Genomic DNA, 25868 nt, shown 5'->3' on the forward strand with positions numbered 1-25868 from the left:
CCCGGCCCCCGCGCCCGGGGCGGCGCGGTTCACCCCCGCCGCTCCCGGACGCCGAGGCTCCGGGGCCGGGGCCCCGCCACGACCGCCGCGACCACAGCGAGGGCCGCGGTCGCGCCGCCGAGCGTCATGACCGCCGACACGGACCCGCGGTCCAGTACGGCTCCGCCCGCCAGGGCGCCGAGGGCGAAGGTCGCCTGGAAGGACGCGGTGAACAGGACGGACGCGGCTTCGGGCGCCTCGGGCGCGGCCCTGGCGAACCAGGTCTGCGAGCAGACCGGCACCGCACCGTAGGCCACTCCCCAGACGGCCAGCAACGCGACGGCTCCGGCCTCCCCTCCGCCCAGGACCGGGAGCAGGGCGGCCGAGGCGGCGATCAGGCCCGCGGCGAGGGAGACCGCGAGGCGCGGGCGGCGTGCCACCAGCGCGCCGCCGACGAAGTTGCCGACGATCCCGGCGGCCCCGTAGACCAGCAGGAACGCCGTGATCAAGGTCGGACCGGCGTGCGTGACCTGTTCCAGGAAGGGGGTGACGTAGGTGTACGTCGCGAAGTGGGCCAGGACGACGAGGAAGGTGAGGAGAAGGGCGAACCGGGTGCCGGGCCGGGCCAGCACCGTGCCCAGCAGGCGCGCCCGGGTGACCTGGGCGGGCGGCAGGGGCGGAACCACCAGGAGCATCAGGACCAGTACGCCCACGCTCAGCACCCCCATGACCACGAACGCCGTCCGCCAGCCGGCCAGGCCGCCGACGAACGTACCGGCGGGGACGCCGAGTACGGAGCCCAGCGGGACGGCCGAGAAGATCACCGCTGTCGCCCGGCCGACCGACGCCGGGCGGACCAGCCGGCCCGCCAGCCCGGCGCCGATGGACCAGAAGCCGCCGATGGTGACCCCGACCATCACCCGGGAGACCAGGACGAGCCGGTAGTCGGTCGCGGCGGCGACGAGGAAGTCGGCCAGGGCCAGCAGGAGCATGAAGGCGCAGAGCATCACGCGCCGGTCGATCCGTGCCGTGGCCACCGTGACCAAGGGGGCGGAGACGGCCGCGAGGAGTCCGGGCATGGTCATCATCAGGCCCGCCGTGCCGTCCGAGACGGCGAAGTCGGACCCGATCGAGGTGAGCAGGCCGATGGGCAGGATCTCGGTGGTGACGATCGAGAAGATGCCCAGCATGACGGAGACGACGGCGAGCCGGCCGCGTAAAGGAGTGCGGGGAGGCGGGGCGGTGCGCCCGGTGGGGGTGGTGGCCGTGGTTCCGGTCATGGCGGTGCCGTCCTGTGCTCGGTGACGCGAGGGCTGTTCGCCCCAGTTCACAAGCGGCGGTGGACGGTGTCCGGCAAGTACGCGACATCACCCCGGCCGACGGCATCGATGCCGCGTACCCGCCGGAGCGCCACAGGACCACAGACCACAGGACCACAGCGCCACAGACCGCAGGACCACAGCACCGGCAACGACGAAGCACCAGGAACACCGAAGCGCCGGCAACGACAAAGCACCGGAAACACCGAAGGGCCGTCGCTCCCGAGCGGGGGAGCGACGGCCCTTCACCGTCTTCATGCGTGCTGGTCCACGCGCGTTCCGGCGCGCCGCGGAGGCGTGTGTGGGCCGGAGAACCGCTTGTGAATCAGAGAACGCGGACCGCGCCCGACGGCGGGTCGTAGGACAGCGGGCGCTGCACCACACCGGTGCTGGAGTTCTGCGCACCGATGAACTCGCCGCCGCCCACGTAGATCCCGACGTGGTACGCGCTGCCCGCGCCGCCCCAGTACAGGATGTCGCCGGGCTGGAGGTTGCTCAGGGAGACCTGGGTGCCGGCGGTGGACTGGGCCTGCGAGATGCGCGGCAGGTCGATGTTGACCGAACGGAACGCGGCCTGGACGAGGCTGGAGCAGTCCCACGAGCTGGGGCCGGTGCTGCCCATCACGTACGCGTCGCCGAGCTGCGCCTTCGCGAAGGCGATGACGGCCGCGGCCGAACCGCTCGCGTTCGACGAGGAGGAGTAGGACGGGGCGGAGGAGGACGAGGACGAGGAGCCGGAGCTCGCGCTGAGCGTCGTGCGCTCGGCGGTGCGGGAGGCGCGCTCGGCGGCCTCGGCCTTGGCCTTGGCGGCCTCCTCGGCCTTCTTCTTCGCCTCCGCCTTGCGGACCGCCTCGGCCTTGGCCTTCTTGGCGTCCTTGGCGGCGGCGGCGGCCGCGGCTTCCTGCTGGGCCTGCGTCTGCAGGTCCTGGGCAACCTGCTGCGTGGCCTGCGCGGACGCGGCGACGGCGGTGGAGAGCCCGGAGGTGATGGTGGGCATCTCGATGGTCTGGGTCACCGGCTCGGCCTGGGCCGGACCGGCAGCGCCTGCGACCGCGATGGTACTGAGGACGCCACCGGCAACTCCGGCCCGCAGCGCCGTCGTGGAGGCGTTTCGGCGGGGCTTCCGGTGGCTGGGTATGTGAGCGGTGTGGGACATGAGTACTAGCGCTATCAGGCCCCGGGGCTCCCATCAAGAAACGTGTGTTGCGACACAGTTACGTCCGGAATCTGTGAATCCGCTTTCCGATGGCCTTTATTGACGCCGTAACGGGCAAAACGGGCATGGGTGATCACGGCTGTGATCACGGACTTTCGGCAATACGCCCGAATTGCCCGCCGCCTACCATCCGTTCGTACCGATGGCCAAGCCCGCTTTTGTCAGGGCCCTGGCGGTGTGGCACAGGTCACACACCTGTCGCGGCGTCATCTCCGTGCGTGCGACGGACCCTCAAGGCGGCGCCGTGCGACGGGTGATGTCCTGTTCGCTACGAAAATCACACATGCTCACGTGTGTCCACTTCACTCCTTTCCGGTCCCTCGCTCGGGTGAGGCCGGGCACCCCGAACGGAGGGTGGTGACCCCGGACCGCCGGAACGGGGTCGCGGGGGCCGGATCGGGGTCGTAGATCATCGGGCCCCTTTATCATCCCGGACCGTCCATCTCCAATTTGCTTGGTATGGCCATCTCTTGATAGTGCAACGCCTGCTTGACCAGCGGTAACAGCATCGAATGTCACGTCTCGTGATCGCTCGACCGCTTCACGTGTGAAGATCACCACTCATCCGACTTCATGATCCTTCGACGGGTGGTGGAGATCACAAAGACGTTGCTGTACCCCGTGTCGCAGATCACAGGAGGACGGGCATAGGATGCGGGGCAGTCGGGCTTGTGAACTGCCTCACATGTGCACGATCTTGCTGGGGTGGTGAGCCGGTCGCCCGATGCGGTCCAACGGTCAAGGACGACTGGAAGGAGCGAGGAGCGTGAATGCTTACGCGCCCATCCTCGTGCTCGGCGCCCTCGGGGCAGGGTTTGCGATCTTCTCCGTGGTCATGGCCACGCTTATCGGCCCCAAGCGGTACAACCGGGCGAAGTTCGAAGCGTACGAGTGCGGCATCGAGCCCACCCCTACGCCGGCCGGAGGCGGCCGCTTCCCCATCAAGTACTACCTGACGGCGATGCTCTTCATCGTCTTCGACATCGAGATCGTCTTCCTCTATCCCTGGGCGGTCACCTTCGACGCCCTGGGGATCTTCGGGCTCGTGGAGATGCTGCTCTTCGTGCTCACCGTCTTCGTCGCCTACGCGTACGTATGGCGTCGCGGCGGCCTGGAATGGGACTGAGGGGCTGAGGGGCACACCATGGGACTCGAAGAGAAGCTGCCCAGCGGCTTCGTGCTGACCACTGTCGAGCAGGCCGCCGGCTGGGTACGGAAGTCCTCCGTCTTCCCCGCCACCTTCGGCCTCGCCTGCTGCGCCATCGAGATGATGACGACCGGAGCCGGGCGTTACGACCTGGCCCGTTTCGGGATGGAGGTCTTCCGCGGATCGCCGCGGCAGGCGGATCTGATGATCGTGGCAGGACGGGTCAGCCAGAAGATGGCTCCCGTCCTGCGGCAGGTCTACGACCAGATGCCCAACCCCAAGTGGGTGATCTCCATGGGGGTTTGCGCATCATCGGGCGGAATGTTCAACAATTACGCCATTGTTCAGGGTGTTGATCATATTGTTCCGGTTGACATCTATTTGCCGGGTTGTCCGCCACGGCCCGAGATGCTGATGGACGCGATCCTCAAGCTCCACCAGAAGATCCAGGGCTCCAAGCTCGGGGTCAACGCGCAGGAGGCCGCCCACGAGGCGGAGGAAGCGGCACTCAAGGCGCTGCCCCTGATCGACATGAAGGGGCTGCTGCGATGAGCGGGAACCACAACCACGAGGAGCACGACGGCAACGGCGTACCCGTCCCGCGGGACGAGGGCGGCGAGGTCATCGGCGTACGCAGGGGCATGTTCGGCGCCAACAACGGCGGCGACACCTCCGGCTACGGCGGCCTCGTCCGCCCCGTGGCCCTGCCGGGCGCCGCCTCCCGGCCGTACGGCGGCTGGTTCGACGAGGTCGCGGACGAGCTCGAAGGGGCCCTGGAGGAGCAGGACCTGCTGCCCGCCAACGCCATCGAGAAGACCGTCGTGGACCGCGGCGAGCTCACCTTCCACATCGCCCGCGAACACCTCGTCCGGGTCGCCCGGACCCTGCGCGACGACCCGGCGCTGCGCTTCGAGCTCTGCACGGGCGTGAGCGGCGTCCACTACCTCGGCGACAAGGGCCGGGAGCTGCACGCCGTCTACCACCTGCGCTCGATCACGCACGGCCGGCTGATCCGGCTGGAGGTGTCGGCCCCGGACAGCGACCCGCACGTCCCGTCCCTCGTCCCGGTCTATCCGACCAACGACTGGCACGAGCGCGAGACCTACGACTTCTTCGGGCTCGTCTTCGACGGGCATCCCGCCCTCACCCGGATCATGATGCCGGACGACTGGCAGGGCTTCCCGCAGCGCAAGGACTACCCGCTCGGCGGCATCCCCGTCGAGTACAAGGGCGCCCAGATCCCGGCTCCGGACCAGCGGAGGTCGTACTCCTGATGTCTACTCCCCACCCCCACCGCACCGCGTCGGAGCCCTCCGGGACGCCCCTCTCGGACGCCCGCGACACGACCGAGGGGACTGTATATACAGTCACCGGCGGCGACTGGGACGAGGTCGTCCAGTCCGCGGCCAAGTCCGACGACGAGCGCATCATCGTCAACATGGGCCCCCAGCACCCGTCCACGCACGGGGTGCTGCGACTGATCCTGGAGATCGACGGCGAGACCGTGACCGAGGCCCGCTGCGGCATCGGCTACCTCCACACCGGCATCGAGAAGAACCTCGAATTCCGGAACTGGACCCAGGGCACCACCTTCGTCACGCGCATGGACTACCTGACGCCCTTCTACAACGAGGCGGCGTACTGCCTGGGGGTCGAGAAGCTCCTCGGCATCGAGGACCAGATCCCCGACCGGGCCACCGTCCTGCGCGTGCTGTTGATGGAGCTCAACCGGATCTCCTCGCACCTGGTGGCCATCGCCACCGGCGGCATGGAGCTCGGCGCCACCACGATCATGATCTACGGCTTCCGCGATCGTGAACTCGTTCTCGACCTCTTCGAGCTGATCACCGGCCTGCGCATGAACCACGCGTTCATCCGGCCCGGCGGACTCGCCCAGGACCTGCCGCCCGGCGCGATCGACCAGCTGCGCGAGTTCGTGAAGACCATGAAGAAGAACCTGCCGGAGTACGACAAGCTCGCCACCGGCAACCCCATCTTCAAGGCCCGCATGCAGGACGTCGGCTACCTCGACCTGACCGGCTGCATGGCGCTCGGCGTCACCGGCCCGATGCTGCGCTCCGCCGGACTCCCGCACGACCTGCGCAAGACCGACCCCTACTGCGGGTACGAGAACTACGAGTTCGACGTCCCCACCGCCGACAGCTGCGACGCCTACGGCCGCTTCCTCATCCGCCTGGAGGAGATGCGCCAGTCGCTGCGGATCGTCGAGCAGTGCATCGACCGGCTCGCCCCCGGACCGGTGATGGTCGCCGACAAGAAGATCGCCTGGCCGGCCCAGCTCGCCCTCGGCCCGGACGGCCTGGGCAACTCGCTCGACCACATCAAGAAGATCATGGGCACCTCCATGGAGGCCCTGATCCACCACTTCAAGCTGGTGACCGAGGGCTTCCGGGTCCCCGCCGGGCAGGCGTACACCGCCGTCGAGTCCCCCAAGGGCGAGCTCGGCGTGCACGTCGTCTCGGACGGCGGCACCCGCCCCTACCGGGTCCACTTCCGCGACCCGTCCTTCACCAACCTCCAGGCCATGGCGGCGATGTGCGAGGGCGGCCAGGTCGCCGACGTCATCGTCGCCGTCGCGTCCATCGACCCCGTGATGGGAGGCGTCGACCGGTGACCGAAGCACGTCAGGAAGTCAGTCTGGGGATGCCGCAGCTCCCCGCCCCCGCCTACCCGGCCGAGGTGCGCGCCAGGCTCGAAGCGGACGCGCAGGAGGTGATCGCCCGCTACCCCGACAGCCGCTCCGCCCTGCTGCCCCTGCTGCACCTGGTGCAGTCCGAGGAGGGCCACGTCTCCCGCACCGGCATGGCGTTCTGCGCGGACATGCTCGGCCTCACCACCGCCGAGGTCACCGCCGTCGCCACCTTCTACACGATGTACCGGCGCAGGCCCGGTGGCGACTACCAGGTCGGCGTCTGCACCAACACCCTGTGCGCGGTCATGGGCGGCGACGCCATCTTCGACCGGCTCAAGGAACACCTCGGCGTCGGCAACGACGAGACCACCGAGGACGGGAAGATTACCCTTGAACACATCGAGTGCAACGCGGCCTGCGACTTCGCCCCCGTGGTGATGGTCAACTGGGAGTTCTTCGACAACCAGACGCCGGAGAGCGCGACCCGCCTGGTCGACGACCTGATCGCCGGGCGCACCGTCGAACCCACCCGCGGCGCCCCGCTGTGCTCCTACAAGGAGACCGCCCGCATCCTGGCCGGCTTCCCCGACGAGCGCCCCGGCGCCGTCGAGGCGTCCGGCGGTGCGGGTCCCGCCTCGCTGATCGGCCTCCGGCTCGCCAAGGGCGAGGAGCCGCACCCGCGTGTCGTCGCCCCGCGCGGCGAACGCCCCACCGGCGCCCAGCCCCACGAACCGTCGCCGTCCGAGCACCTCAGCTCGCACGACGCACCGCAGCAGACCTCGGCCTCCGACCCGGACCACCCGGCCGGCCCGATCGCCGAGGAGGGGGAGTGATGACGTTGGCGACCGAGATCAACGACAACGGAAGCGGCCACGGAAACGGGGACGACCCCGGGAAACTCCTCGCCCCCGTCCTCTCCGCCTTCTGGGACGAACCCGAGTCCTGGACCCTGGAGACCTACCGCCGCCACGAGGGCTACGAGGGACTGCGCAAGGCCCTCGCCATGGCACCGGACGACCTCATCGCCTACGTCAAGGACTCCGGCCTGCGCGGTCGCGGCGGCGCGGGCTTCCCCACCGGGATGAAGTGGCAGTTCATCCCGCAGGGCGACGGCAAACCCCACTACCTGGTGGTCAACGCCGACGAGTCGGAACCCGGCACCTGCAAGGACATCCCCCTCCTGTTCGCCAACCCGCACAGCCTCATCGAAGGCATCGTGATCGCCTGCTACGCGATCCGCTCCTCGCACGCCTTCATCTACCTGCGCGGCGAGGTCGTCCCCGTACTGCGGCGACTGCACGAGGCCGTGCGCGAGGCGTACGAGGCGGGCTTCCTCGGGAAGGACATCCTGGGCTCCGGGCTCGACCTGGAACTCACCGTGCACGCGGGCGCGGGCGCGTACATCTGCGGTGAGGAGACCGCACTGCTCGACTCGCTCGAAGGGCGCCGCGGCCAGCCCCGGCTGCGACCCCCCTTCCCCGCGGTCGCCGGTCTGTACGCCTGCCCCACAGTGGTGAACAACGTCGAATCCATCGCCTCGGTTCCCGCGATCCTGAACAAGGGCAAGGACTGGTTCAAGTCGATGGGCAGCGAGAAGTCCCCCGGCTTCACGCTGTACTCGCTCAGCGGACACGTCGCGAGCCCCGGCCAGTACGAGGCCCCGCTCGGCATCACACTGCGCCAGCTGCTCGACATGAGCGGCGGCATGCGCCCCGGGCACCGGCTGAAGTTCTGGACCCCGGGCGGCTCGTCCACCCCGATGTTCACCGACGAACACCTCGACGTCCCCCTCGACTACGAGGGCGTCGGCGCCGCCGGTTCCATGCTCGGCACCAAGGCGCTCCAGTGCTTCGACGAGACCACCTGCGTCGTGCGCGCCGTCACCCGCTGGACCGAGTTCTACGCCCACGAGTCCTGCGGCAAGTGCACACCCTGCCGCGAGGGCACGTACTGGCTCGTCCAGCTGCTCCGCGACATCGAGGCCGGCAAGGGCCGGATGGGCGACCTCGACAAGCTGAACGACATCGCCGACAACATCAACGGCAAGTCCTTCTGCGCCCTCGGCGACGGCGCCGCCTCGCCGATCTTCTCCTCGCTGAAGTACTTCCGCGAGGAGTACGAGCAGCACATCACGGGCAAGGGCTGCCCCTTCGATCCCGCCAGGTCCACCGCATGGGCCGACGACAAGAACGCTCACCAGGGGGTGAACGCATGACAGTCACCACGAGTGCGCCCTCCGGGGGCGGCGAGGCGGCCATCCCGCCCGAGGACCTGGTCACGCTGACCATCGACGGCATCGAGATCAGCGTGCCCAAGGGCACCCTGGTCATCCGGGCCGCCGAACTCCTCGGCATCGAGATCCCGCGCTTCTGCGACCACCCGCTCCTCGACCCGGCCGGCGCCTGCCGCCAGTGCATCGTCGAGGTCGAGGGCCAGCGCAAGCCGATGGCGTCCTGCACCATCACCTGCACCGACGGCATGGTGGTGCGGTCGCAGCTGACCTCGCCCGTCGCCGAGAAGGCGCAGAAGGGCGTGATGGAGCTGCTGCTCATCAACCACCCGCTGGACTGCCCGGTCTGCGACAAGGGCGGCGAGTGCCCGCTGCAGAACCAGGCGATGTCGCACGGCGACGCGGACTCCCGCTTCGAGGGGAAGAAGCGCACCTACGAGAAGCCCGTCCCGATCTCCACCCAGGTGCTGCTGGACCGCGAACGCTGCGTGCTCTGCGCGCGCTGCACCCGGTTCTCCAACCAGGTGGCGGGCGACCCGATGATCGAGCTGATCGAGCGCGGCGCGCTCCAGCAGGTCGGCACCGGCGAGGGCGACCCGTTCCAGTCGTACTTCTCCGGGAACACCATCCAGATCTGCCCGGTCGGGGCGCTGACCTCGGCGGCGTACCGGTTCCGGTCCCGCCCCTTCGACCTGGTGTCCTCGCCGTCGGTGTGCGAGCACTGCGCGGGCGGCTGCGCCACCCGCACCGACCACCGGCGCGGCAAGGTCATGCGGCGGCTCGCCGCCGACGACCCCGAGGTCAACGAGGAGTGGATCTGCGACAAGGGCCGCTTCGCCTTCCGCTACGCCCAGCAGCGCGACCGGCTCACCACCCCGCTGGTGCGCAACGCGGACGGCGTTCTGGAACCGGCGAGCTGGCCCGAGGCACTGGCCGCCGCCGCCACCGGACTGGCCGCCGCACGCGGCCGGACGGGGGTGCTCACCGGCGGCCGGCTGACCGTCGAGGACGCCTACGCGTACGCCAAGTTCGCCCGGGTCGTGCTGGACACCAACGACATCGACTTCCGGGCTCGCGCGCACAGCGGCGAGGAGGCCGACTTCCTGGCCGCCCGCGTCGCCGGCCGCGGCCGGGACCTGGACGGCACGGGGGTCACGTACACCTCGCTGGAGAAGGCCCCGACGGTGCTGCTGGCCGGGTTCGAGGCGGAGGAGGAGGCGCCCGGCGTCTTCCTGCGGCTGCGCAAGGCGATGCGCAAGCACGGACAGCGCACCTTCGCCATCGCCTCGCACGCCACCCGGGGCCTGGAGAAGGCGGGCGGCACACTGCTCCCCGCCGCCCCCGGCACCGAGACCGAGTGGCTGGACGCGCTCGCGGACGGCGTCGGCCTCGACGGCGCCGGAGCCGAGGCGGCCGAGGCGCTGCGCGGCGAGGGCTCCCTGATCGTGGTCGGCGAACGGCTCGCCACGGTCCCCGGCGCCCTGACCGCGGCGGTACGGACCGCCACCGCGACCGGGGCCGCACTGGTGTGGATCCCGCGCCGGGCCGGTGAACGCGGCGCCGTGGAGGCGGGCGCGCTGCCCTCGCTGCTGCCCGGCGGCCGCCCGGCGACCGACCCGCGGGCCCGGGACGAGGTGGCGGCCCTCTGGGGCGTCGCCGAACTCCCGTCCCGCTTCGGCCGCGACACCGGCCAGATCGTGGAGTCCGCGGCCACAGGCGAACTGGGCGCGCTGCTCGTCGCCGGGGTCGAGCCGAGGGACCTGCCGGACCCGGCGCGGGCCCTGGAGGCGCTCGACGAGGTCGGCTTCCTGGTCTCGCTGGAGCTGCGGCCGAGCGAGGTCACCGAACGTGCCGACGTGGTCCTCCCGGTCGCCGCGGTGGCCGAGAAGTCCGGCACCTTCCTCAACTGGGAGGGCCGGGCGCGGATGTTCGAGGCGGCGCTGAAGCCCGAGCAGATGACGCGCACCCCCGCACCGGCCGACGCCCGGGTGCTGCACATGCTGGCCGACGCCCTGGCCGACGTCACGGACGCCGAGGGACCGGACCGCTTCGCGCTGCCGGACCTGCGGGCCGTGCGCCGTGAACTGGACCGGCTCGGCGGCTGGACCGGCGCGCACGCCGACGACCCGGACGAGACGGCGCAGCCGCTGCCCCGGCCCGGCACCGGCGAGGCGGTCCTCGCCGGCCACCGGATGCTGCTCGACCTGGGCCGGCTCCAGGAGGGCGACGAGGCGCTGGCCGGCACCCGGCACGCCGCGCTCGCCCGGCTCTCCGCCGCCACCGCGGCCGAGACGGGCGTCGAGGACGGCGACCTGCTGGCCGTCACCGGACCCACCGGCCGGGTGGAACTCCCGCTGAAGGTCACCGACATGCCGGACCGGGTGGTCTGGGTGCCGCTGAACTCCGTCGGGCGGGGCGTCCCGGCCGACACCGGTGCCCGGCCCGGCGGCCTGGTCCGGATCGGCCCCGCAGCGCCGGGCTCCCACGACATCGCATCGGAGGTGGGGGCGTGAGTGCCTTCGCTGAACTGGCCGCGGCGCCGCACGGGACCGTACTCGCCGCCGAGGACCTGTCGATGTTCGGCACCGACCCGTGGTGGCTCGTCGGCATCAAGGCGGTGTTCTGCTTCGCGTTCCTGATGGTGACCGTGCTCTTCTCCATCGTGTGGGAGCGCAAGGTCGTCGCCTGGATGCAGCTGCGCATCGGCCCCAACCGGAACGGGCCCTGGGGCCTGCTCCAGTCGCTGGCCGACGGCGTGAAGCTGATGCTGAAGGAAGACGTCGTCGTCAAGCGCGCCGACAAGGTCGTGTACGTGCTCGCGCCGATCGTCGCCGCCATCCCGGCGTTCATGGCGATCGCCGTGATCCCGTTCGGCCCGTCCGGCAACGAGGTCTCGATCTTCGGGCACCGCACGACGATGCAGCTCACCGACCTGCCGATCGCGATGCTCTACATCCTCGCGGTCGCCTCGGTCGGGATCTACGGCATCGTGCTGGCGGGCTGGTCGTCCGGATCGACGTACCCGCTCCTGGGCGGTCTGCGCTCCTGCGCGCAGATGATCAGCTACGAGATCGCGATGGGGGCCGCGTTCGCCTCGGTCTTCCTCTACTCCGGGTCGATGTCGACCTCGAAGATCGTGGAGGCGCAGGAGGAACGCTGGTTCATCCTGCTGCTGCCGGTCTCCTTCATCATCTACATCGTCACCATGGTCGGGGAGACCAACCGGGCCCCGTTCGACATGCCGGAGTCCGAGGGCGACCTGGTCGGCGGCTTCAACACCGAGTACTCGTCGATCAAGTTCGCGATGTTCATGCTCGCCGAGTACGTGAACATGGTGACGGTCTCCGCGGTGTCGGTGACCCTCTTCCTGGGCGGCTGGCGGGCCCCGTACCCGATCAGCACCTTCTGGGAGGGCGCGAACCACGGCTGGTGGCCGATGCTCTGGTTCGTCATCAAGGTCCAGCTGCTGCTGTTCTTCTTCATCTGGCTGCGCGGCACGCTGCCCCGGGTCCGCTACGACCAGCTGATGAAGCTCGGCTGGAAGGTCCTGATCCCGGTCTCCGTGCTCTGGCTGATGATGGTCGCCACCGTGCGGGCGCTGAGCAACGAGGGCTACGACTTCTCCCGGATCGTGCTGTACGTGGCGGGCACCGTGCTCGCGATCCTGCTGATCTCCTTCGTCGTCGACGTCTTCCGCGACCGGAAGGTCCGGGCGGAGGCCGAGCAGGCGGGCCCGGAGCCGGAGTTCGATCCGATGGCGGGCGGATTCCCCGTGCCGCCGCTGCCGGGCCAGACCCTGCCGCCGGTGCCGCGCCGCAGGCCGCGGGGCGAGCGGGAGCTCGTTGTCAGTGGCGGGTCGGATACTCAGAGTGACGAACATGCGAGTGACGGAAAGGAGGCGGACGGTGTCTGAGTCATCAGAGTCCTCGGGGACCCCGGGATCCTCCGAGAAGTTCCAGAACCCCGTCGCCGGCTTCGGCGTGACCTTCAAGGCCATGTTCAAGAAGCGGCTGACCGAGCAGTACCCGGAGACGCCGAAGGTGACGGCGCCGCGCTTCCACGGCCGGCACCAGCTCAACCGCCACCCGGACGGCCTGGAGAAGTGCGTCGGCTGCGAGCTGTGCGCCTGGGCCTGCCCGGCGGACGCGATCTACGTGGAGGGCGCGGACAACACCGACGAGGAGCGCTACTCCCCGGGCGAGCGTTACGGACGCGTCTACCAGATCAATTACGCGCGCTGCATTTTCTGCGGGTTGTGCATCGAGGCGTGCCCCACCCGGGCGCTCACGATGACCAATGAGTTCGAGCTCGCCAACACCACCCGCGAGAGCCTCATCTACACCAAGGACGAGCTCCTCGCGGGGCTGGAGGAGGGCATGGTCGACACCCCGCACGCGATCTACCCGGGGATGGACGAGCAGGACTACTACCGGGGCCTGGTCTCCGGCGCCGCCCCCGGCACGGAGCGCCAGGTCGCGGTCTCCAAGGGCGAGAAGCCCTCGGACGACGCCCACGAGAGCAACGGCTCGCGGGGGGTGGACGCATGACCGCCCTGGCCGCCGCGGCCTCGACCGGCGAGGCCGTCCAGTTCTGGGTGCTGGGCGTCGTCGCCGTGATCGGGGCGCTGTCCACCGTACTGATGAAGAAGGCCGTGCACAGCGCGCTGAGCCTCGCCGGGACGATGATCGTCCTGGCGGTGTTCTACCTCGCCAACGGCGCGTACTTCCTGGGCATCGTCCAGATCGTCGTCTACACCGGCGCGATCATGATGCTGTTCCTCTTCGTGGTCATGCTCGTCGGCGTCACCGCGGCCGACTCGCTGAAGGAGACCCTCAAGGGGCAGCGCTGGCTGGCCGCGGGCTGCGGCCTCGGCTTCGGCGTCCTGCTGATCGCGGGCATCGGCAACGCCTCGCTGAACAGCTTCAACGGACTGGGCGCCGCCAACACCGCCCACGGCGGGAACGTGGAGGGGCTGGCCAGCCTCATCTTCACCAAGTACGTCTTCGCCTTCGAGATCACCGGCGCCCTGCTGATCACGGCCACGGTCGGCGCGATGGTGCTCACCCACCGGGAGCGCACCGAGCGGGCCAGGACCCAGCGGGAGCTGTCCGAGGAGCGGGTGCGCGGCACGCAGCTGCCGCCGCTGCCGGCGCCCGGCGTGTACGCCCGGCACAACGCCGTGGACATCCCGGGGCTGCTCCCGGACGGCACCCCGGCCGATCTCACCGTCATGCGGACGCTGCGCGACCGCGGTCAGATCCGCGACGTGTCGCACGAGTCGCTGGACCGGCTCAAGGCGCTGGAGCAGCGCTCCGGCGAGCGGCTCGGCCGGACCGCCGAACCCGGCCGCACCGGTGAATCCGACCGGGCCGACGAAGAGGAGGTCACCAAGTGAATCCGGTCAACTACCTCTATCTCGCCGCCCTGTTGTTCACCATCGGCGCGGCCGGGGTGCTGATCCGACGGAACGCGATCGTGCTGTTCATGTGCGTGGAGCTGATGCTCAACGCCTGCAACCTCGCGCTCGTGACCTTCTCCCGGATGCACGGCAATCTCGACGGCCAGATCATCGCCTTCTTCACGATGGTCGTCGCCGCCGCGGAGGTCGTGGTGGGGCTCGCGATCATCGTGTCGGTGTTCCGTTCCCGCCACTCGGCCTCGGTCGACGACGCCGGCCTGATGAAGCTGTAAGGGGACGTTGAATCGTGGAGAATCTGATTGCGCTGCTCGTCGCGGCGCCTCTGCTCGGAGCGGCGGTCCTGCTCTGCGGCGGCCGGCGGCTGGACCGCGCCGGCCACTGGATCGGCACCCTGCTCGCCGCCGCCTCGTTCGTCATCGGCGCCGTGCTCTTCCTCGACCTGCTGGGGAAGGGCGCCGAGGACCGGACGCTGCACCAGAAGCTGTTCAGCTGGGTTCCGGTCGAGGGCTTCCAGGCCGACGTGGCCTTCCAGCTCGACCAGCTGTCGATGACGTTCGTGCTGCTGATCACCGGTGTGGGCACCCTGATCCACATCTACTCGATCGGCTACATGGAGCACGACGAGCGCCGTCGCCGCTTCTTCGGCTATCTGAACCTGTTCCTCGCGGCGATGCTGCTGCTGGTCCTCGCCGACAACTACCTGCTGCTGTACGCCGGGTGGGAGGGCGTCGGTCTGGCGTCGTACCTGCTGATCGGCTTCTGGCAGCACAAGCCCAGCGCCGCCACGGCCGCCAAGAAGGCGTTCCTGGTCAACCGCGTCGGCGACATGGGCCTGTCGATCGCGATCATGCTGATGTTCACCACCTTCGGCACCTTCGCCTTCGGCCCCGTGCTGGAAGCGACGGGGGAGACGGGCGAGGGCAAGCTGACGGCGATCGGCCTGATGCTGCTGCTCGCGGCCTGCGGCAAGTCGGCCCAGGTGCCGCTGCAGTCCTGGCTCGGTGACGCGATGGAGGGCCCGACCCCGGTCTCGGCCCTCATCCACGCCGCGACGATGGTGACCGCGGGCGTGTACCTGATCGTCAGGTCCGGCGCGATCTTCAACGCCGCACCGGACGCACAACTGGTCGTCGTGATCGTCGGAGCCGTCACGCTGCTCTTCGGTGCGATCGTCGGTTGTGCGAAGGACGACATCAAGAAGGCCCTCGCCGGGTCGACGATGTCGCAGATCGGCTACATGATCCTGGCCGCCGGGCTCGGCCCGATCGGCTACGTCTTCGCGATCATGCACCTGGTGACGCACGGCTTCTTCAAGGCCGGGCTCTTCCTCGGCGCCGGTTCGGTCATGCACGGCATGAACGACGAGGTGGACATGCGGAAGTACGGCGGCCTGCGCAAGTACATGCCGGTCACCTTCATCACCTTCGGCCTCGGCTACCTGGCGATCATCGGCTTCCCCGGCCTGTCCGGCTTCTTCTCCAAGGACAAGATCATCGAGGCGGCCTTCGCCAAGGGCGGCACCGAGGGCTGGATCCTCGGCTCGGTGGCCCTGCTGGGCGCCGCGATCACCGCCTTCTACATGACGCGCGTGATGCTGCTGACGTTCTTCGGCGAGGAGCGGTGGCGGACGTCGCCCCCGTCGCCCGCCGAGCCGGACGTCGAGCCGGCGGCCGAGACCCGCGGCGAGCACACCGAGCCCCACCCGCACGAGTCCCCGCGGTCGATGACCATCCCCATGATCGTCCTCGCGTTCGGCTCGGTCTTCGCCGGAGGCTTCTTCTCCATCGGCGACCGCTTCCTGAACTGGCTGGAGCCGGTCACCGGCCACAGCCACGGACACGCGCCGGTCAGCGCCACGACGGTCACCGCCGCCACGATGGTGGTGCTCGCCATCGGCGTCGCCATCGCCTGGGCGATGTACGGACGCAAGCCCGTGCCGGTCGTCGCCCCGCGCGGCTCGCTGCTCACCCGGGCCGCCCGCCGCGATCTCCTCCAGGACGACTTCAACCACGTGGTCCTGGTCCGCGGCGGCGAGCACCTCACCCGCTCCCTGGTGTACGTCGACCACACCCTGGTCGACGGCGTCGTCAACGGCACGGCCGCCTCGATGGGCGGGCTCTCGGGCCGGCTGCGCAAGCTGCAGAACGGCTACGCCCGCTCCTACGCGGTCTCGATGTTCGGCGGTACGGCGATCGTCATCGCCGCGACCCTGCTGATGAGGGCGGTCTGATCACCATGTCCTTTCCCCTCCTGACAGCGACGGCGGCACTCCCGGCGATCGGCGCGGTCGCCACCGCCGCCGTCCCGGCCGCCAGGCGCACCGCCGCCAAATGGACGGCGCTGGTGTTCTCGCTGGCCACGCTCGTCCTGGCGGGCGTCGCGCTCGCCCGCTTCGAGCCCGGCGGCGACCGCTACCAGCTCACCGAATCGCACGCCTGGATCAAGGACTTCGGCGTCCGCTACGAGCTGGGCGTGGACGGCATCGGGGTGGCGCTCATGGCGCTCACCGCGCTGCTGATCCCCTTCGTCATCCTGGCCGGCTGGCACGACGCCGACCCCCTGGAGACGAAGTCCTCGCGCTGGCGCCCGACCCAGGGCTTCTTCGCCCTGATCCTGATGGTCGAGGCGATGGTGATCCTCTCCTTCGAGGCCACCGACGTCTTCCTCTTCTACATCCTCTTCGAAGCCATGCTCATCCCGATGTACTTCCTCATCGGCGGCTTCGGGGACCGGGCGCACAGCGGCAGCGACGAGAACGCCGCGGCCCAGCGCTCGTACGCCGCGGTCAAGTTCCTCCTCTACAACCTGGCCGGCGGGCTCATCATGCTGGCCGCCGTGATCGGGCTGTACGTGGTCGCGGGGACGTTCTCGCTCTCCGAGATCGCCGCGGCCCGCGCCGACGGCTCGCTGTCCATGGCGACCGGCACCGAGCGCTGGCTGTTCCTCGGGTTCTTCTTCGCCTTCGCGGTGAAGGCCCCGCTGTGGCCGCTGCACACCTGGCTGCCCAACGCCATGGGCGAGGCGACCGCCCCGGTCGCCGTCCTGATCACCGCCGTCGTCGACAAGGTCGGCACGTTCGCGATGCTCCGCTTCTGCCTCCAGCTCTTCCCGGAGGCCAGCAAGTGGGCGACCCCGGTGATCGTCGTCCTGGCACTGGTCAGCATCGTGTACGGGGCGCTGCTCGCCGTCGGCCAGCGCGACATCAAGCGCCTGATCGCCTACGCGTCGATCTCGCACTTCGGCTTCATCATCCTGGGCATCTTCGCGATGACCAGCCAGGGCCAGTCCGGCGCCACGCTCTACATGGTCAACCACGGCATCTCGACCGCGGCACTGATGCTGGTGGCGGGCTTCCTGATCACCCGGCGCGGATCGCGGCTCATCGCCGACTACGGCGGGGTGCAGAAGGTGGCGCCCGTGCTGGCCGGCACCTTCCTGATCGGCGGTCTGGCCACCCTGTCGCTGCCCGGACTCGCCCCGTTCGTCAGCGAGTTCCTGGTCCTGGTCGGCGCGTTCAGCGCCTACCCGGCGGCGGGCATCGTCGCCACCACCGGCATCGTCCTCGCCGCGCTCTACGTCCTCGTCCTCTACCAGCGGACGATGACGGGCCCGGTGAAGGAGGAGGTCCGGGGCATGGCGGACCTCAAGGTCAGGGAACTGGCGGTGGTCGTCCCGCTGATCGGGCTGCTGCTCTTCCTGGGCGTCTACCCGAAGCCGCTGACCGAGATCGTCAACCCGGCGGTGCAGCACACCATGTCGGACGTACAGAAGAAGGACCCCCAGCCCGAGGTGGAGGCCGCCAAGTGAGCGCAACAGCTGTCCACAACCTGTGGACGACGGCGGGAGGAGTGACGACGGCCGCCCCGGGCGAGAGGTTCGAGGCGCCGGTCATCGAGTACACCCAGCTGATGCCGGTCCTCATCGTGATCGGTGTGGCCGTCGTGGGCGTGCTCGTCGAGGCCCTCGTGCCGCGCCGGCTCCGCCACTACACCCAGGTCTTCCTGACGGTCGTCGCCCTGGCCGCCGCGTTCGCCGCGGTCGTCGGCCTGGCCGCCGGAGGATACGCCACGACGAAGGCCCACATCGCCGCGATGGGCGCCCTCGCGATCGACGGGCCGACCCTGTTCCTGCAGGGCACCATCCTGCTGACGTCACTGGTCGCCGTCTTCACCTTCGCCGAGCGCCGCCTCGACCCGACCGCGCACGGCAACCGGGTGGACTCCTTCGCCGCCCAGGCCGCCTCGGTCCCCGGCAGCGACAGCGAGAAGGCCGCGGTCAAGGCCGGATTCACCACCACCGAGGTCTTCCCGCTGCTCCTGTTCTCGGTGGCCGGCATGCTGGTCTTCCCCGCCGCCAACGACCTGCTGACACTCTTCGTGGCCCTGGAGGTCTTCTCCCTCCCGCTCTACCTCCTGTGCGCCGTCGCCCGCCGCAAGCGGCTGATGTCGCAGGAGGCCGCGGTGAAGTACTTCCTGCTCGGCGCGTTCTCCTCGGCGTTCCTGCTCTTCGGGATCGCCCTGCTCTACGGGTACGCGGGCTCCGTCTCGTACGCCCGCATCGCCCAGGTGATCGACGGCACGGTCACCCAGGTCGACCCGGCGCTCGCCGACACCATGGGCAACGACGCGCTGCTCCTGATCGGCGGCGCGATGGTCCTGACCGGCCTGCTCTTCAAGGTCGGCGCCGTTCCGTTCCACATGTGGACCCCGGACGTCTACCAGGGCGCCCCGACCCCGGTCACCGGCTTCATGGCCGCGGCCACCAAGGTCGCCGCGTTCGGCGCGCTGCTGCGCCTGCTGTACGTGGTGCTGCCCGGGCTCGCCTGGGACTGGCGCCCGGTGTTGTGGGGCGTCGCGATCGTCACGATGCTGGGCGGCGCGATCGTCGCCATCACCCAGACCGACATCAAGCGGCTGCTCGCCTACTCCTCGATCGCCCACGCCGGCTTCATCCTCGCCGGTGTGATCGCCACGACCCCGGACGGCATCTCGTCGGTCCTCTTCTACCTGGGCGCGTACTCCTTCGTGACGGTCGGCGCGTTCGCCGTCGTCACCCTGGTGCGCGACGCGGGCGGGGAGGCCACGCACCTGTCGAAGTGGGCCGGGCTCGGCCGCCGCTCGCCGCTGGTCGCCGCGGTCTTCGCGGTGTTCCTGCTGGCCTTCGCCGGCATCCCGCTCACCTCCGGTTTCTCCGGGAAGTTCGCCGTCTTCAAGGCGGCGGCGGACGGCGGGGCGAGCGGCCTGGTCGTGGTCGGTGTGATCTCCTCGGCCATCGCCGCGTTCTTCTACATCCGGGTCATCGTGCTGATGTTCTTCAGCGAGCCGAAGGCGGAGGGCCCCACGGTCGCCGTCCCGTCCCCGCTGACGATGACCACGATCGCGGTCGGCGTCGCCGTCACCCTGGTGCTGGGCCTGGCCCCGCAGTACTTCCTGGACCTGGCGAGCCAGGCGGGAGTCTTCGTGCGGTAGCACCCCGCGCACAGCGACGACGCCGCGACGACGCCGGACGGGCCCTGGAAGTCAAGCCCGTCCGGCGTTGTCGTACCCGGCGCCTATCGTGGCAGGGGACGGCTGCGGACAAGGACGAGCCGCGACCGGTCCGGGACGGAGCCGGGACAGGACGATGGCACGACGGGCGGGACCATGGATGTGACCGAGAGCGACGCACGGCGGACGCTGCACCGGGTGTTCGGATACGAGGCGTTCCGCGGTGAGCAGGAAGCGATCGTCGACCACGTGGTGGCCGGCGGGGACGCCGTGGTCCTCATGCCGACCGGTGGCGGAAAGTCCCTCTGCTACCAGATCCCGTCCCTGGTCAGATCGGGTACGGGCGTCGTCGTCTCCCCGCTGATCGCACTGATGCAGGACCAGGTGGACGCCCTGCGGGCGCTCGGCGTGCGCGCCGGTTTCATCAACTCCACGCAGGACTTCGACGAGCGCCGCTCGATGGAGGCGCAGTTCGTCGCCGGTGAGCTCGACCTGCTCTACCTGGCTCCGGAACGGCTCCGTCTCGACTCCACGCTGGCGCTGCTCTCCCGCGGCGAGGTCTCCGTCTTCGCGATCGACGAGGCGCACTGCGTGGCCCAGTGGGGCCACGACTTCCGCCCCGACTACCTGGCCCTGTCGGTCCTCGGCGAGCGCTGGCCCGACGTGCCGCGCATCGCCCTGACGGCGACCGCGACCGCCGCCACGCACGAGGAGATCACCCGGCGCCTGGGCATGCCCGACGCCAAGCACTTCGTCGCCAGCTTCGACCGGCCCAACATCCAGTACCGGATCGTGCCGAAGGCCGACCCGAAGAAGCAGCTGCTCTCCTTCCTCGAGGAGGAGCACCCCGGGGACGCGGGCATCGTCTACTGCCTCTCGCGCAACTCGACGGAGAAGACCGCCGAGTACCTCTGCCGCAACGGCATCGAGGCCGTCCCGTACCACGCGGGGCTCGACGCGGGCACCCGCGCCGCCCACCAGTCCCGGTTCCTGCGCGAGGAGGGCCTGGTCGTGGTCGCGACCATCGCCTTCGGCATGGGCATCGACAAGCCGGACGTACGCTTCGTCGCCCACCTCGACCTGCCGAAATCGGTCGAGGGCTACTACCAGGAGACCGGCCGCGCCGGCCGTGACGGGCTGCCGTCCACGGCCTGGATGGCGTACGGCCTCCAGGACGTCGTGCAGCAGCGCAAGCTCATCCAGGGCGGCGAGGGCGACGAGTCCTTCCGCCGCCGCGCCGCCGCCCACCTCGACTCGATGCTCGCCCTGTGCGAGACGGTCCGGTGCCGGCGCGCCCAGCTCCTGAAGTACTTCGGCCAGGAACCGGCCCAGGAGTCCTGCGGCAACTGCGACACCTGCCTCACCCCGCCGGAGAGCTGGGACGGCACGGTGGCCGCCCAGAAGCTGCTGTCGACCGTGGTGCGGCTGAAGCGTGAGCGCGGGCAGAAGTTCGGCGCGGGCCAGATCATCGACATCCTGCTCGGCCGCAAGACCGCCAAGGTCATCCAGTTCGACCACGACCAGCTCTCGGTCTTCGGCATCGGCGGCGAGCTGACCGAGGCCGAATGGCGCGGCGCGGTACGGCAGTTGCTGGCCCAGGGGCTGATCGCGGTCGAGGGCGAATACGGCACGCTGGTGCTGACCGAGCAGAGCGGCCCGGTGCTCGGCGGCGGGCGCGAGGTGCTGCTGCGCAAGGAGGCCCCGAAGCCCGCCTCGCGGTCCACGAAGGGCGAACGCAAGGCGAAGCCCCAGGCGGCGGCCGGGGCCGAGCTGGCCCCCGAGGCCGTCCCCGTCTTCGAGGCGCTGCGGGCCTGGCGCGGCGCACGGGCGAAGGAGCAGGGCGTCCCGGCGTATGTCATCTTCCACGACGCGACGCTGCGGGAGATCGCCACGGTCCGGCCGGACTCGACGAGCGCGCTGGGCGGGATCAGCGGCCTGGGCGAGAAGAAGCTGGCGACGTACGGGGAGGGGGTGCTGGAGGTCCTGGCGACGTTCGGGGAGGCGGGGACGACGGCGGCCCCGGCTCCGGACCCGGCCCCGGCTTCGGACCGGCCGCCCCTGGAGTCCTCCGCCCCGGCCGTGGTCCCCGCCGCACGGGCCTCGTCGGCCCCGGCGGTTCCGTCGGCTCCCGACGGCGATCCGGAGTTCGACTGGGACGAGGAGCCGCCGGAGTACGAGTGACCCGGGTACGAGCGAGCGGTACGGACCGGGCGGCGGGACGGCCTACTGCGGCTCCGCCGCCCGGCGGCGCGCGGTGATCGCGGTGAGGTCGAGGTCGACGGGGAAGGGGACGGAGACCTTCATCCGGTCGTGGAAGATGCCGGTGGAGGTGTAGGCCCCGGTCGACGGCTCCAGCTCGAAGACGTAGACCACGGCACGACCGTCGTGGTTCTCCACCCGCCAGTAGTGCGGGATCTTCGCCCGTGCGTACTTCACGGGCTTGGTCTTGCGGTCCCGGGTGACGGATTCCTCGGACACGACCTCGACGGCCAGCAGCACGCTGTCCGCAGGGAAGCGGGTCTGGTTCAGATCCTGGACGATCTCGCCGTCCACGACGATCACATCGGGTTCGGGTCGGTTGCAGCGGTCGATGTCGATGGTGAACTCGCGCACGACTTCGAGTTCGTGTGGCGCGAACGCCTGCAACTGCCAGGTGAAGAAGTCGACCGCCCGCATGTGGAACACGGTCTGCGGAGGCCGGAGGACAAGACTCCCGTCGATCAGCTCCGTGTGCGGAGGCAGATTCGGGAGTGTGTCCAGGTCATCTGCGGTCCAGCCGCCCACGGGCGGAACCGCCCACCGCGGCTGGGGGGCCTCGGGTCCGGTGTTCGTCGGTGCTTCCATGGCACAGAGCCTCGCGGGCCTTCTCCCGCGTATGCCAGGAACAGGAGGAAGGCCCCCCGGACGGGTGAACGCCCCATGTGCGGCGTACCGGCCGGCCTCCGCGTCCGCCTCCCGGGCCGGCGGGGGCCGGGGCCGGGGCCGACAGCTCCCCCGGACCTGGGTGAGGAACGGGTCCGGGGGAGCGTCAGCGACGGGGCGGGGGTGTCATGACGCGGGCACGATCCGTCCGGTGACCTCGCCGATCCCGACCCGGGTGCCGTCCGGGCCCGGGGCCCAGGCCGTCATCGTCACGACGTCGCCGTCCTCCAGGAACGTGCGCTTGCCGTCCGGGAGGTCCAGCGGGTCGCGGCCGTTCCAGGTCAGCTCCAGGAGGGAGCCGCGCCGGCCGGGCTCGGCGCCGCTGACCGTGCCGGAGCCGTACAGGTCGCCGGTGCGCAGCGACGCGCCGTTCACCGTCATCTGGGCCAGCATCTGGGCCGCCGTCCAGTACATGGTGGCGAACGGCGGCTCGGCGACCACCTGCCCGTTGATCGCGACGGAGATCCGCAGGTCGAAGCCGCCGGGCTCGTCCTCGTCCGCGTCCTCCAGGTAGGGGAGCAGCGGGAGGTCGCGGGCCGGGGGCGCGATCCGGGCCGACTCCAGCGCCTCCAGCGGGGTCACCCAGGCCGACACGGACGTGGCGAAGGACTTGCCGAGGAACGGGCCGAGCGGGACGTACTCCCAGGCCTGGATGTCCCGCGCCGACCAGTCGTTGAGCAGGCAGAGCCCGAAGACGTGGTCGCGGAAGTCGCCCAGCGGGACGGGGGTGCCCTGCTCGGAGCCGACGCCGACGACGAAGCCGACCTCGGCCTCGATGTCCAGCTTGACGGAGGGGCCGAAGACCGGGGCCGGGTCGGCCGGCGCCTTGCGCTGGCCGGAGGGGCGCACCACGTCCGTGCCCGACACGACGACGGTGCCGGACCTGCCGTGGTAGCCGATCGGGAGGTGCTTCCAGTTGGGCGTCAGCGCCTCGCCGTTCGGCCGGAAGATCTGCCCGACGTTGGTGGCGTGGTGCTCGCTGGCGTAGAAGTCGACGTAGTCCCCGACCGCGTAGGGCAGGTGCAGCGTCACGGCGTCGAGCGGGTGCAGCAACGGCTCGATGTCGGCGCGGTGCGCCGGAACCGTGACCCAGGCGGTCAGCGCCCGCCGGACGTCCCGCCAGGCGGTGCGGCCCGCCGCCAGCAGCGCGGTCAGGTCCGGCCGGCCGAGGAGCTGCGCGTAGGGCGAGCCGAGCGCGTGCGCGGCGGCCCCGGCGTCCAGGACGTGGTTGCCGATGCGCACGCCGACCCGGCGGTCCTCGGGGTGGTCGGGGGTGGAGAACACTCCGTACGGAAGGTTGTGCGGACCGAAGGGGTCGCCCTCGGCCAGATCGAGCGGGCTGCTCTGCTCGGGCATGTGTTGCTGCCTCGCTTTCCAGGTCGCTTGGGGGACACGTTACGTGGCTGCCGCCACCCGGCGGGAGTGTCCCAACCACCCCTGATGCCCGGAAAGTTCTGCCGTGCCCCTCCCGGGGCGCGGTGCGCGGCGGCTCAGCCGGCCGTGCGCGGGATCCGCTTCTCCCAGGTGCGGTGGAAGACCACCTCGCCGCCCTCCTTGCACATCACCTCGTTGGAGGTGATGAAGTCGGTGGCGTCCGCGCCGGTCTCGGAGCGGGTCTCGATCCGCACGTCCCAGGCCATCTCCGGCCGGTGCAGCCGGATCGCCCAGTCGGAGCGGGCGTGCGCGCCGAGCGGGTCGCCCTCCCGGATGGTGTACGTCTCCAGGGCGTCCTCGGTGAACTCCAGGCCGTCCGGGTAGATGCGGGTGCCGCCGTAGCGCGGGTCCACCTCCAGCCGCCATTCGCCCTTGGCGACGTCGCGGATCACCAGCCGTTCGGGGCGCTGTTCGTCGAGCGTCACCGGGTGGACGACGCCGAGCGGTTCGGACTGCTCCGGGGGCTCGAAGCGGATGTTCGGGTCCTGGGTGCGGCGGCGCACCGGCAGTTCGAGGAGGCTGCCCTCGGCGTCCAGGGTAAATCCGGCCGATCCGGCCTGCGGCCAGATCCACGGCCAGTACGAGGAGGAGACCGCGAGCCTGATCCGGTGGCCGGGCGGGAAGGAGTGCCCGATGCCGTTCAGTTCGAAGGTCACGTCCTCGGTGTCGCCGACCGGCCAGTCGTCGGTGCGGTCGCGGCCGTGCCGGGCGGCCAGGTTGAGCGCGCCCCGGGTGACCAGGGTGGAGGAGCCGTCCGGCGCGACGTCGCAGAGCCGGGCGATCGCCTGGCCGCGCGGGGCGTCCATCCGGATGCGCAGCCTCACCCGGGGGCGGCCCAGGATCTCGATCGGCTCGCCCTCGACGGGGAACTCGAAGCAGACCGACTTGGCGTCCTCGTCGCGCTGGTCGGGCGGCAGGTCGCCGTCGTTGCCGAACGGGAAGAACCGCCCGGCGTCCAGTCCGGTGTGCTGCGGCGAGTCGACGATGCGCGGCCCGCCCTGGAGGGCGTACGCCACCGGCGTGACGTTCGGCGACGGCCAGCGGGTCTCGCCCGCCCAGCGGCCCGGGAGCGTCTCGTACACGGTGGCGGGGCGGTGCGAGTCGCTGATCCAGGCCCGCAGCAGCGGTTCGGACATGACGCCGGTGTCCTCGTCCTTCAGGTGCTGGTCCCACCAGCGCAGCGTCTCCTGGAGGAAGCCGATCGACGGGCCCGGCGGCAGCCCGCGGTCCGGGTACTGGTGCGACCAGGGCCCGATCAGCCCGCGCACCCGGTCCGGGTCGAGGTGTTCGACGAGCCGCAGGACCGTGTCGCGGTACGGGTCGTGCCAGCCGCCCACCGCGAGGACGTTCGCCCGGATCGCGGAGTAGTCCTCGCAGACGCTGCCGTGCTTCCAGTAGTCGTCGCGGGTCTGGTGGGCCAGCCAGGTGTGGATGAAGGGCTCGACGGACGCCAGCCGTTTGCGCCACATGTCCTTCCACTCCGCGCCGACCTGCGCGGGGTCCGGCGGCCGGGCGACGAAGGCCAGCATGGTGGCCGCCCAGGCGTGCATGTCGACGGCGAGCACCGAGCCGCCCATGTAGTGGACGTCGTTGTCGTAGCGGTCGTCGGTCGAGCAGACGGTCACGACCGCCTTCAGCGGTTCGGGGGCCAGGGCGGCGATCTGGAGCGCGTTGAAGCCGCCCCACGAGATGCCGAACATGCCGACCCGGCCGGAGCACCAGTCCTGCCGGGCCAGCCAGTGCACGACCGCGACGCCGTCGGCCAGCTCCGTCGCGTCGTACTCGTCGCCCGGCAGGCCCTCGCTGTTGCCGTGGCCGCGCACGTCCACCCGGACGGAGGCGTAGCCGTGGCCCGCGTACCAGGGGTGGCGCTGCCAGTCGCGCGGCGCGGTCCAGTCGCTCAGCCGGTACGGCAGGTATTCGAGGAGCGCGGGCACCGGCTCGTCGGTGACGGGCCGCCAGATCCGGGCGTACAGCCGGGTGCCGTCCGGCAGCGGGATGCGGACGTCCTCATGGGTGGTCTCGTACGGGAACGTGGTGCGGATGTGCATGGCGTCACCTCA

At 70.5% G+C, this 25868-nt stretch carries 20 protein-coding genes; 15 read left to right on the forward strand and 5 right to left on the reverse strand.

Annotated features, from left to right (window positions below):
* Positions 1-29 precede the first annotated feature (29 nt).
* Both OCT49_RS20570 and OCT49_RS20575 read right to left on the reverse strand, forming a co-directional pair.
* Complete coding sequence (locus tag OCT49_RS20570; RefSeq protein WP_283853325.1) at positions 30-1259, reverse strand: MFS transporter; 1230 nt, start codon at positions 1257-1259, stop codon at positions 30-32.
* Positions 1260-1623: 364 nt separating this feature from the next.
* Positions 1624-2454, reverse strand: coding sequence for a C40 family peptidase (locus OCT49_RS20575; protein ID WP_283853326.1), 831 nt, complete (start codon positions 2452-2454; stop codon positions 1624-1626).
* Between the two features lie 826 nt (positions 2455-3280).
* Between OCT49_RS20575 and OCT49_RS20580 the strand changes: the two genes are divergently transcribed.
* The 15 genes from OCT49_RS20580 (at position 3281) to recQ (ending at position 21630) form a co-directional block, all read left to right on the forward strand.
* Positions 3281-3640: an NADH-quinone oxidoreductase subunit A gene (locus OCT49_RS20580; protein ID WP_283853327.1), complete on the forward strand. Its 360-nt coding sequence runs from the start codon at positions 3281-3283 to the stop codon at positions 3638-3640.
* A gap of 18 nt (positions 3641-3658) precedes the next feature.
* Positions 3659-4213, forward strand: a complete 555-nt coding sequence (locus OCT49_RS20585; RefSeq protein WP_148838608.1) for a NuoB/complex I 20 kDa subunit family protein — start codon at positions 3659-3661, stop codon at positions 4211-4213.
* Positions 4210-4935 (forward strand): NADH-quinone oxidoreductase subunit C, encoded by a 726-nt coding sequence (locus tag OCT49_RS20590; protein WP_283853328.1) that lies wholly within the window; start codon positions 4210-4212, stop codon positions 4933-4935. The genes OCT49_RS20585 and OCT49_RS20590 overlap by 4 nt, the downstream gene beginning before the upstream one ends.
* The gene (locus OCT49_RS20595) at positions 4935-6296 is read left to right on the forward strand and encodes an NADH-quinone oxidoreductase subunit D (protein WP_283853329.1); all 1362 of its coding nucleotides are present in this window, start codon (positions 4935-4937) and stop codon (positions 6294-6296) included. The genes OCT49_RS20590 and OCT49_RS20595 overlap by 1 nt, the downstream gene beginning before the upstream one ends.
* Before the next feature lie 29 nt (positions 6297-6325).
* Entirely contained in the window at positions 6326-7147 is an 822-nt protein-coding gene (gene nuoE / locus OCT49_RS20600; RefSeq protein WP_283855880.1) for an NADH-quinone oxidoreductase subunit NuoE, read from the forward strand.
* The gene (gene nuoF, locus OCT49_RS20605; protein WP_391725442.1) at positions 7144-8529 is read left to right on the forward strand and encodes an NADH-quinone oxidoreductase subunit NuoF; all 1386 of its coding nucleotides are present in this window, start codon (positions 7144-7146) and stop codon (positions 8527-8529) included. Before nuoE ends, nuoF begins: the two co-directional genes overlap by 4 nt.
* On the forward strand, positions 8526-11057 hold the full coding sequence (locus OCT49_RS20610) for an NADH-quinone oxidoreductase subunit G (protein ID WP_283853331.1): 2532 nt from the start codon (positions 8526-8528) through the stop codon (positions 11055-11057). Before nuoF ends, OCT49_RS20610 begins: the two co-directional genes overlap by 4 nt.
* A gap of 62 nt (positions 11058-11119) precedes the next feature.
* The gene (gene nuoH, locus OCT49_RS20615) at positions 11120-12457 is read left to right on the forward strand and encodes an NADH-quinone oxidoreductase subunit NuoH (protein ID WP_502963484.1); all 1338 of its coding nucleotides are present in this window, start codon (positions 11120-11122) and stop codon (positions 12455-12457) included.
* Entirely contained in the window at positions 12450-13091 is a 642-nt protein-coding gene (nuoI, locus tag OCT49_RS20620; protein WP_283853333.1) for an NADH-quinone oxidoreductase subunit NuoI, read from the forward strand. The genes nuoH and nuoI overlap by 8 nt, the downstream gene beginning before the upstream one ends.
* Complete coding sequence (locus tag OCT49_RS20625) at positions 13088-13939, forward strand: NADH-quinone oxidoreductase subunit J (protein ID WP_283853334.1); 852 nt, start codon at positions 13088-13090, stop codon at positions 13937-13939. The genes nuoI and OCT49_RS20625 overlap by 4 nt, the downstream gene beginning before the upstream one ends.
* A complete protein-coding gene (gene nuoK, locus OCT49_RS20630) occupies positions 13936-14235 on the forward strand; it encodes an NADH-quinone oxidoreductase subunit NuoK (RefSeq protein WP_073785426.1) in 300 nt (99 codons plus the stop codon). The genes OCT49_RS20625 and nuoK overlap by 4 nt, the downstream gene beginning before the upstream one ends.
* Positions 14236-14249: 14 nt before the next feature.
* On the forward strand, positions 14250-16193 hold the full coding sequence (gene nuoL, locus OCT49_RS20635) for an NADH-quinone oxidoreductase subunit L (protein WP_283853335.1): 1944 nt from the start codon (positions 14250-14252) through the stop codon (positions 16191-16193).
* A gap of 5 nt (positions 16194-16198) precedes the next feature.
* Positions 16199-17770: an NADH-quinone oxidoreductase subunit M gene (locus tag OCT49_RS20640; protein ID WP_283853336.1), complete on the forward strand. Its 1572-nt coding sequence runs from the start codon at positions 16199-16201 to the stop codon at positions 17768-17770.
* Entirely contained in the window at positions 17767-19431 is a 1665-nt protein-coding gene (gene nuoN, locus OCT49_RS20645; protein WP_283853337.1) for an NADH-quinone oxidoreductase subunit NuoN, read from the forward strand. The genes OCT49_RS20640 and nuoN overlap by 4 nt, the downstream gene beginning before the upstream one ends.
* Before the next feature lie 174 nt (positions 19432-19605).
* Positions 19606-21630 (forward strand): DNA helicase RecQ, encoded by a 2025-nt coding sequence (gene recQ, locus OCT49_RS20650; RefSeq protein WP_283853338.1) that lies wholly within the window; start codon positions 19606-19608, stop codon positions 21628-21630.
* 42 nt (positions 21631-21672) lie between these two features.
* On the opposite strand, the gene OCT49_RS20655 is transcribed toward recQ, so the two are convergent.
* From OCT49_RS20655 to OCT49_RS20665, 3 genes are all read right to left on the reverse strand, one after another.
* A complete protein-coding gene (locus OCT49_RS20655) occupies positions 21673-22293 on the reverse strand; it encodes a Uma2 family endonuclease (protein ID WP_283853339.1) in 621 nt (206 codons plus the stop codon).
* A 204-nt stretch (positions 22294-22497) separates the two neighbouring features.
* Positions 22498-23727 (reverse strand): fumarylacetoacetase, encoded by a 1230-nt coding sequence (gene fahA, locus OCT49_RS20660; RefSeq protein ID WP_283853340.1) that lies wholly within the window; start codon positions 23725-23727, stop codon positions 22498-22500.
* A 134-nt stretch (positions 23728-23861) separates the two neighbouring features.
* A complete protein-coding gene (locus OCT49_RS20665; protein WP_283853341.1) occupies positions 23862-25856 on the reverse strand; it encodes a CocE/NonD family hydrolase in 1995 nt (664 codons plus the stop codon).
* Positions 25857-25868: the final 12 nt, after the last annotated feature.

Source organism: Streptomyces sp. ML-6 (assembly GCF_030116705.1).
GTDB lineage: Bacteria > Actinomycetota > Actinomycetes > Streptomycetales > Streptomycetaceae > Streptomyces.

Bases quoted from the DNA above. Each gene is read 5' to 3' on its own strand.
- OCT49_RS20590 (WP_283853328.1), top strand. From the start codon at position 4,210: ATGAGCGGGAACCACAACCACGAGGAGCACGACGGCAACGGCGTACCC.
- OCT49_RS20655 (WP_283853339.1), bottom strand. From the start codon at position 22,293: ATGGAAGCACCGACGAACACCGGACCCGAGGCCCCCCAGCCGCGGTGG.
- OCT49_RS20610 (WP_283853331.1), top strand. From the start codon at position 8,526: ATGACAGTCACCACGAGTGCGCCCTCCGGGGGCGGCGAGGCGGCCATC.
- OCT49_RS20575 (WP_283853326.1), bottom strand. From the start codon at position 2,454: ATGTCCCACACCGCTCACATACCCAGCCACCGGAAGCCCCGCCGAAAC.
- recQ (WP_283853338.1), top strand. From the start codon at position 19,606: ATGGATGTGACCGAGAGCGACGCACGGCGGACGCTGCACCGGGTGTTC.
- nuoE (WP_283855880.1), top strand. From the start codon at position 6,326: ATGCCGCAGCTCCCCGCCCCCGCCTACCCGGCCGAGGTGCGCGCCAGG.
- OCT49_RS20570 (WP_283853325.1), bottom strand. From the start codon at position 1,259: ATGACCGGAACCACGGCCACCACCCCCACCGGGCGCACCGCCCCGCCT.
- OCT49_RS20665 (WP_283853341.1), bottom strand. From the start codon at position 25,856: ATGCACATCCGCACCACGTTCCCGTACGAGACCACCCATGAGGACGTC.
- OCT49_RS20640 (WP_283853336.1), top strand. From the start codon at position 16,199: ATGTCCTTTCCCCTCCTGACAGCGACGGCGGCACTCCCGGCGATCGGC.
- OCT49_RS20595 (WP_283853329.1), top strand. From the start codon at position 4,935: ATGTCTACTCCCCACCCCCACCGCACCGCGTCGGAGCCCTCCGGGACG.
- OCT49_RS20585 (WP_148838608.1), top strand. From the start codon at position 3,659: ATGGGACTCGAAGAGAAGCTGCCCAGCGGCTTCGTGCTGACCACTGTC.
- nuoH (WP_502963484.1), top strand. From the start codon at position 11,120: ATGTTCGGCACCGACCCGTGGTGGCTCGTCGGCATCAAGGCGGTGTTC.
- fahA (WP_283853340.1), bottom strand. From the start codon at position 23,727: ATGCCCGAGCAGAGCAGCCCGCTCGATCTGGCCGAGGGCGACCCCTTC.
- OCT49_RS20625 (WP_283853334.1), top strand. From the start codon at position 13,088: ATGACCGCCCTGGCCGCCGCGGCCTCGACCGGCGAGGCCGTCCAGTTC.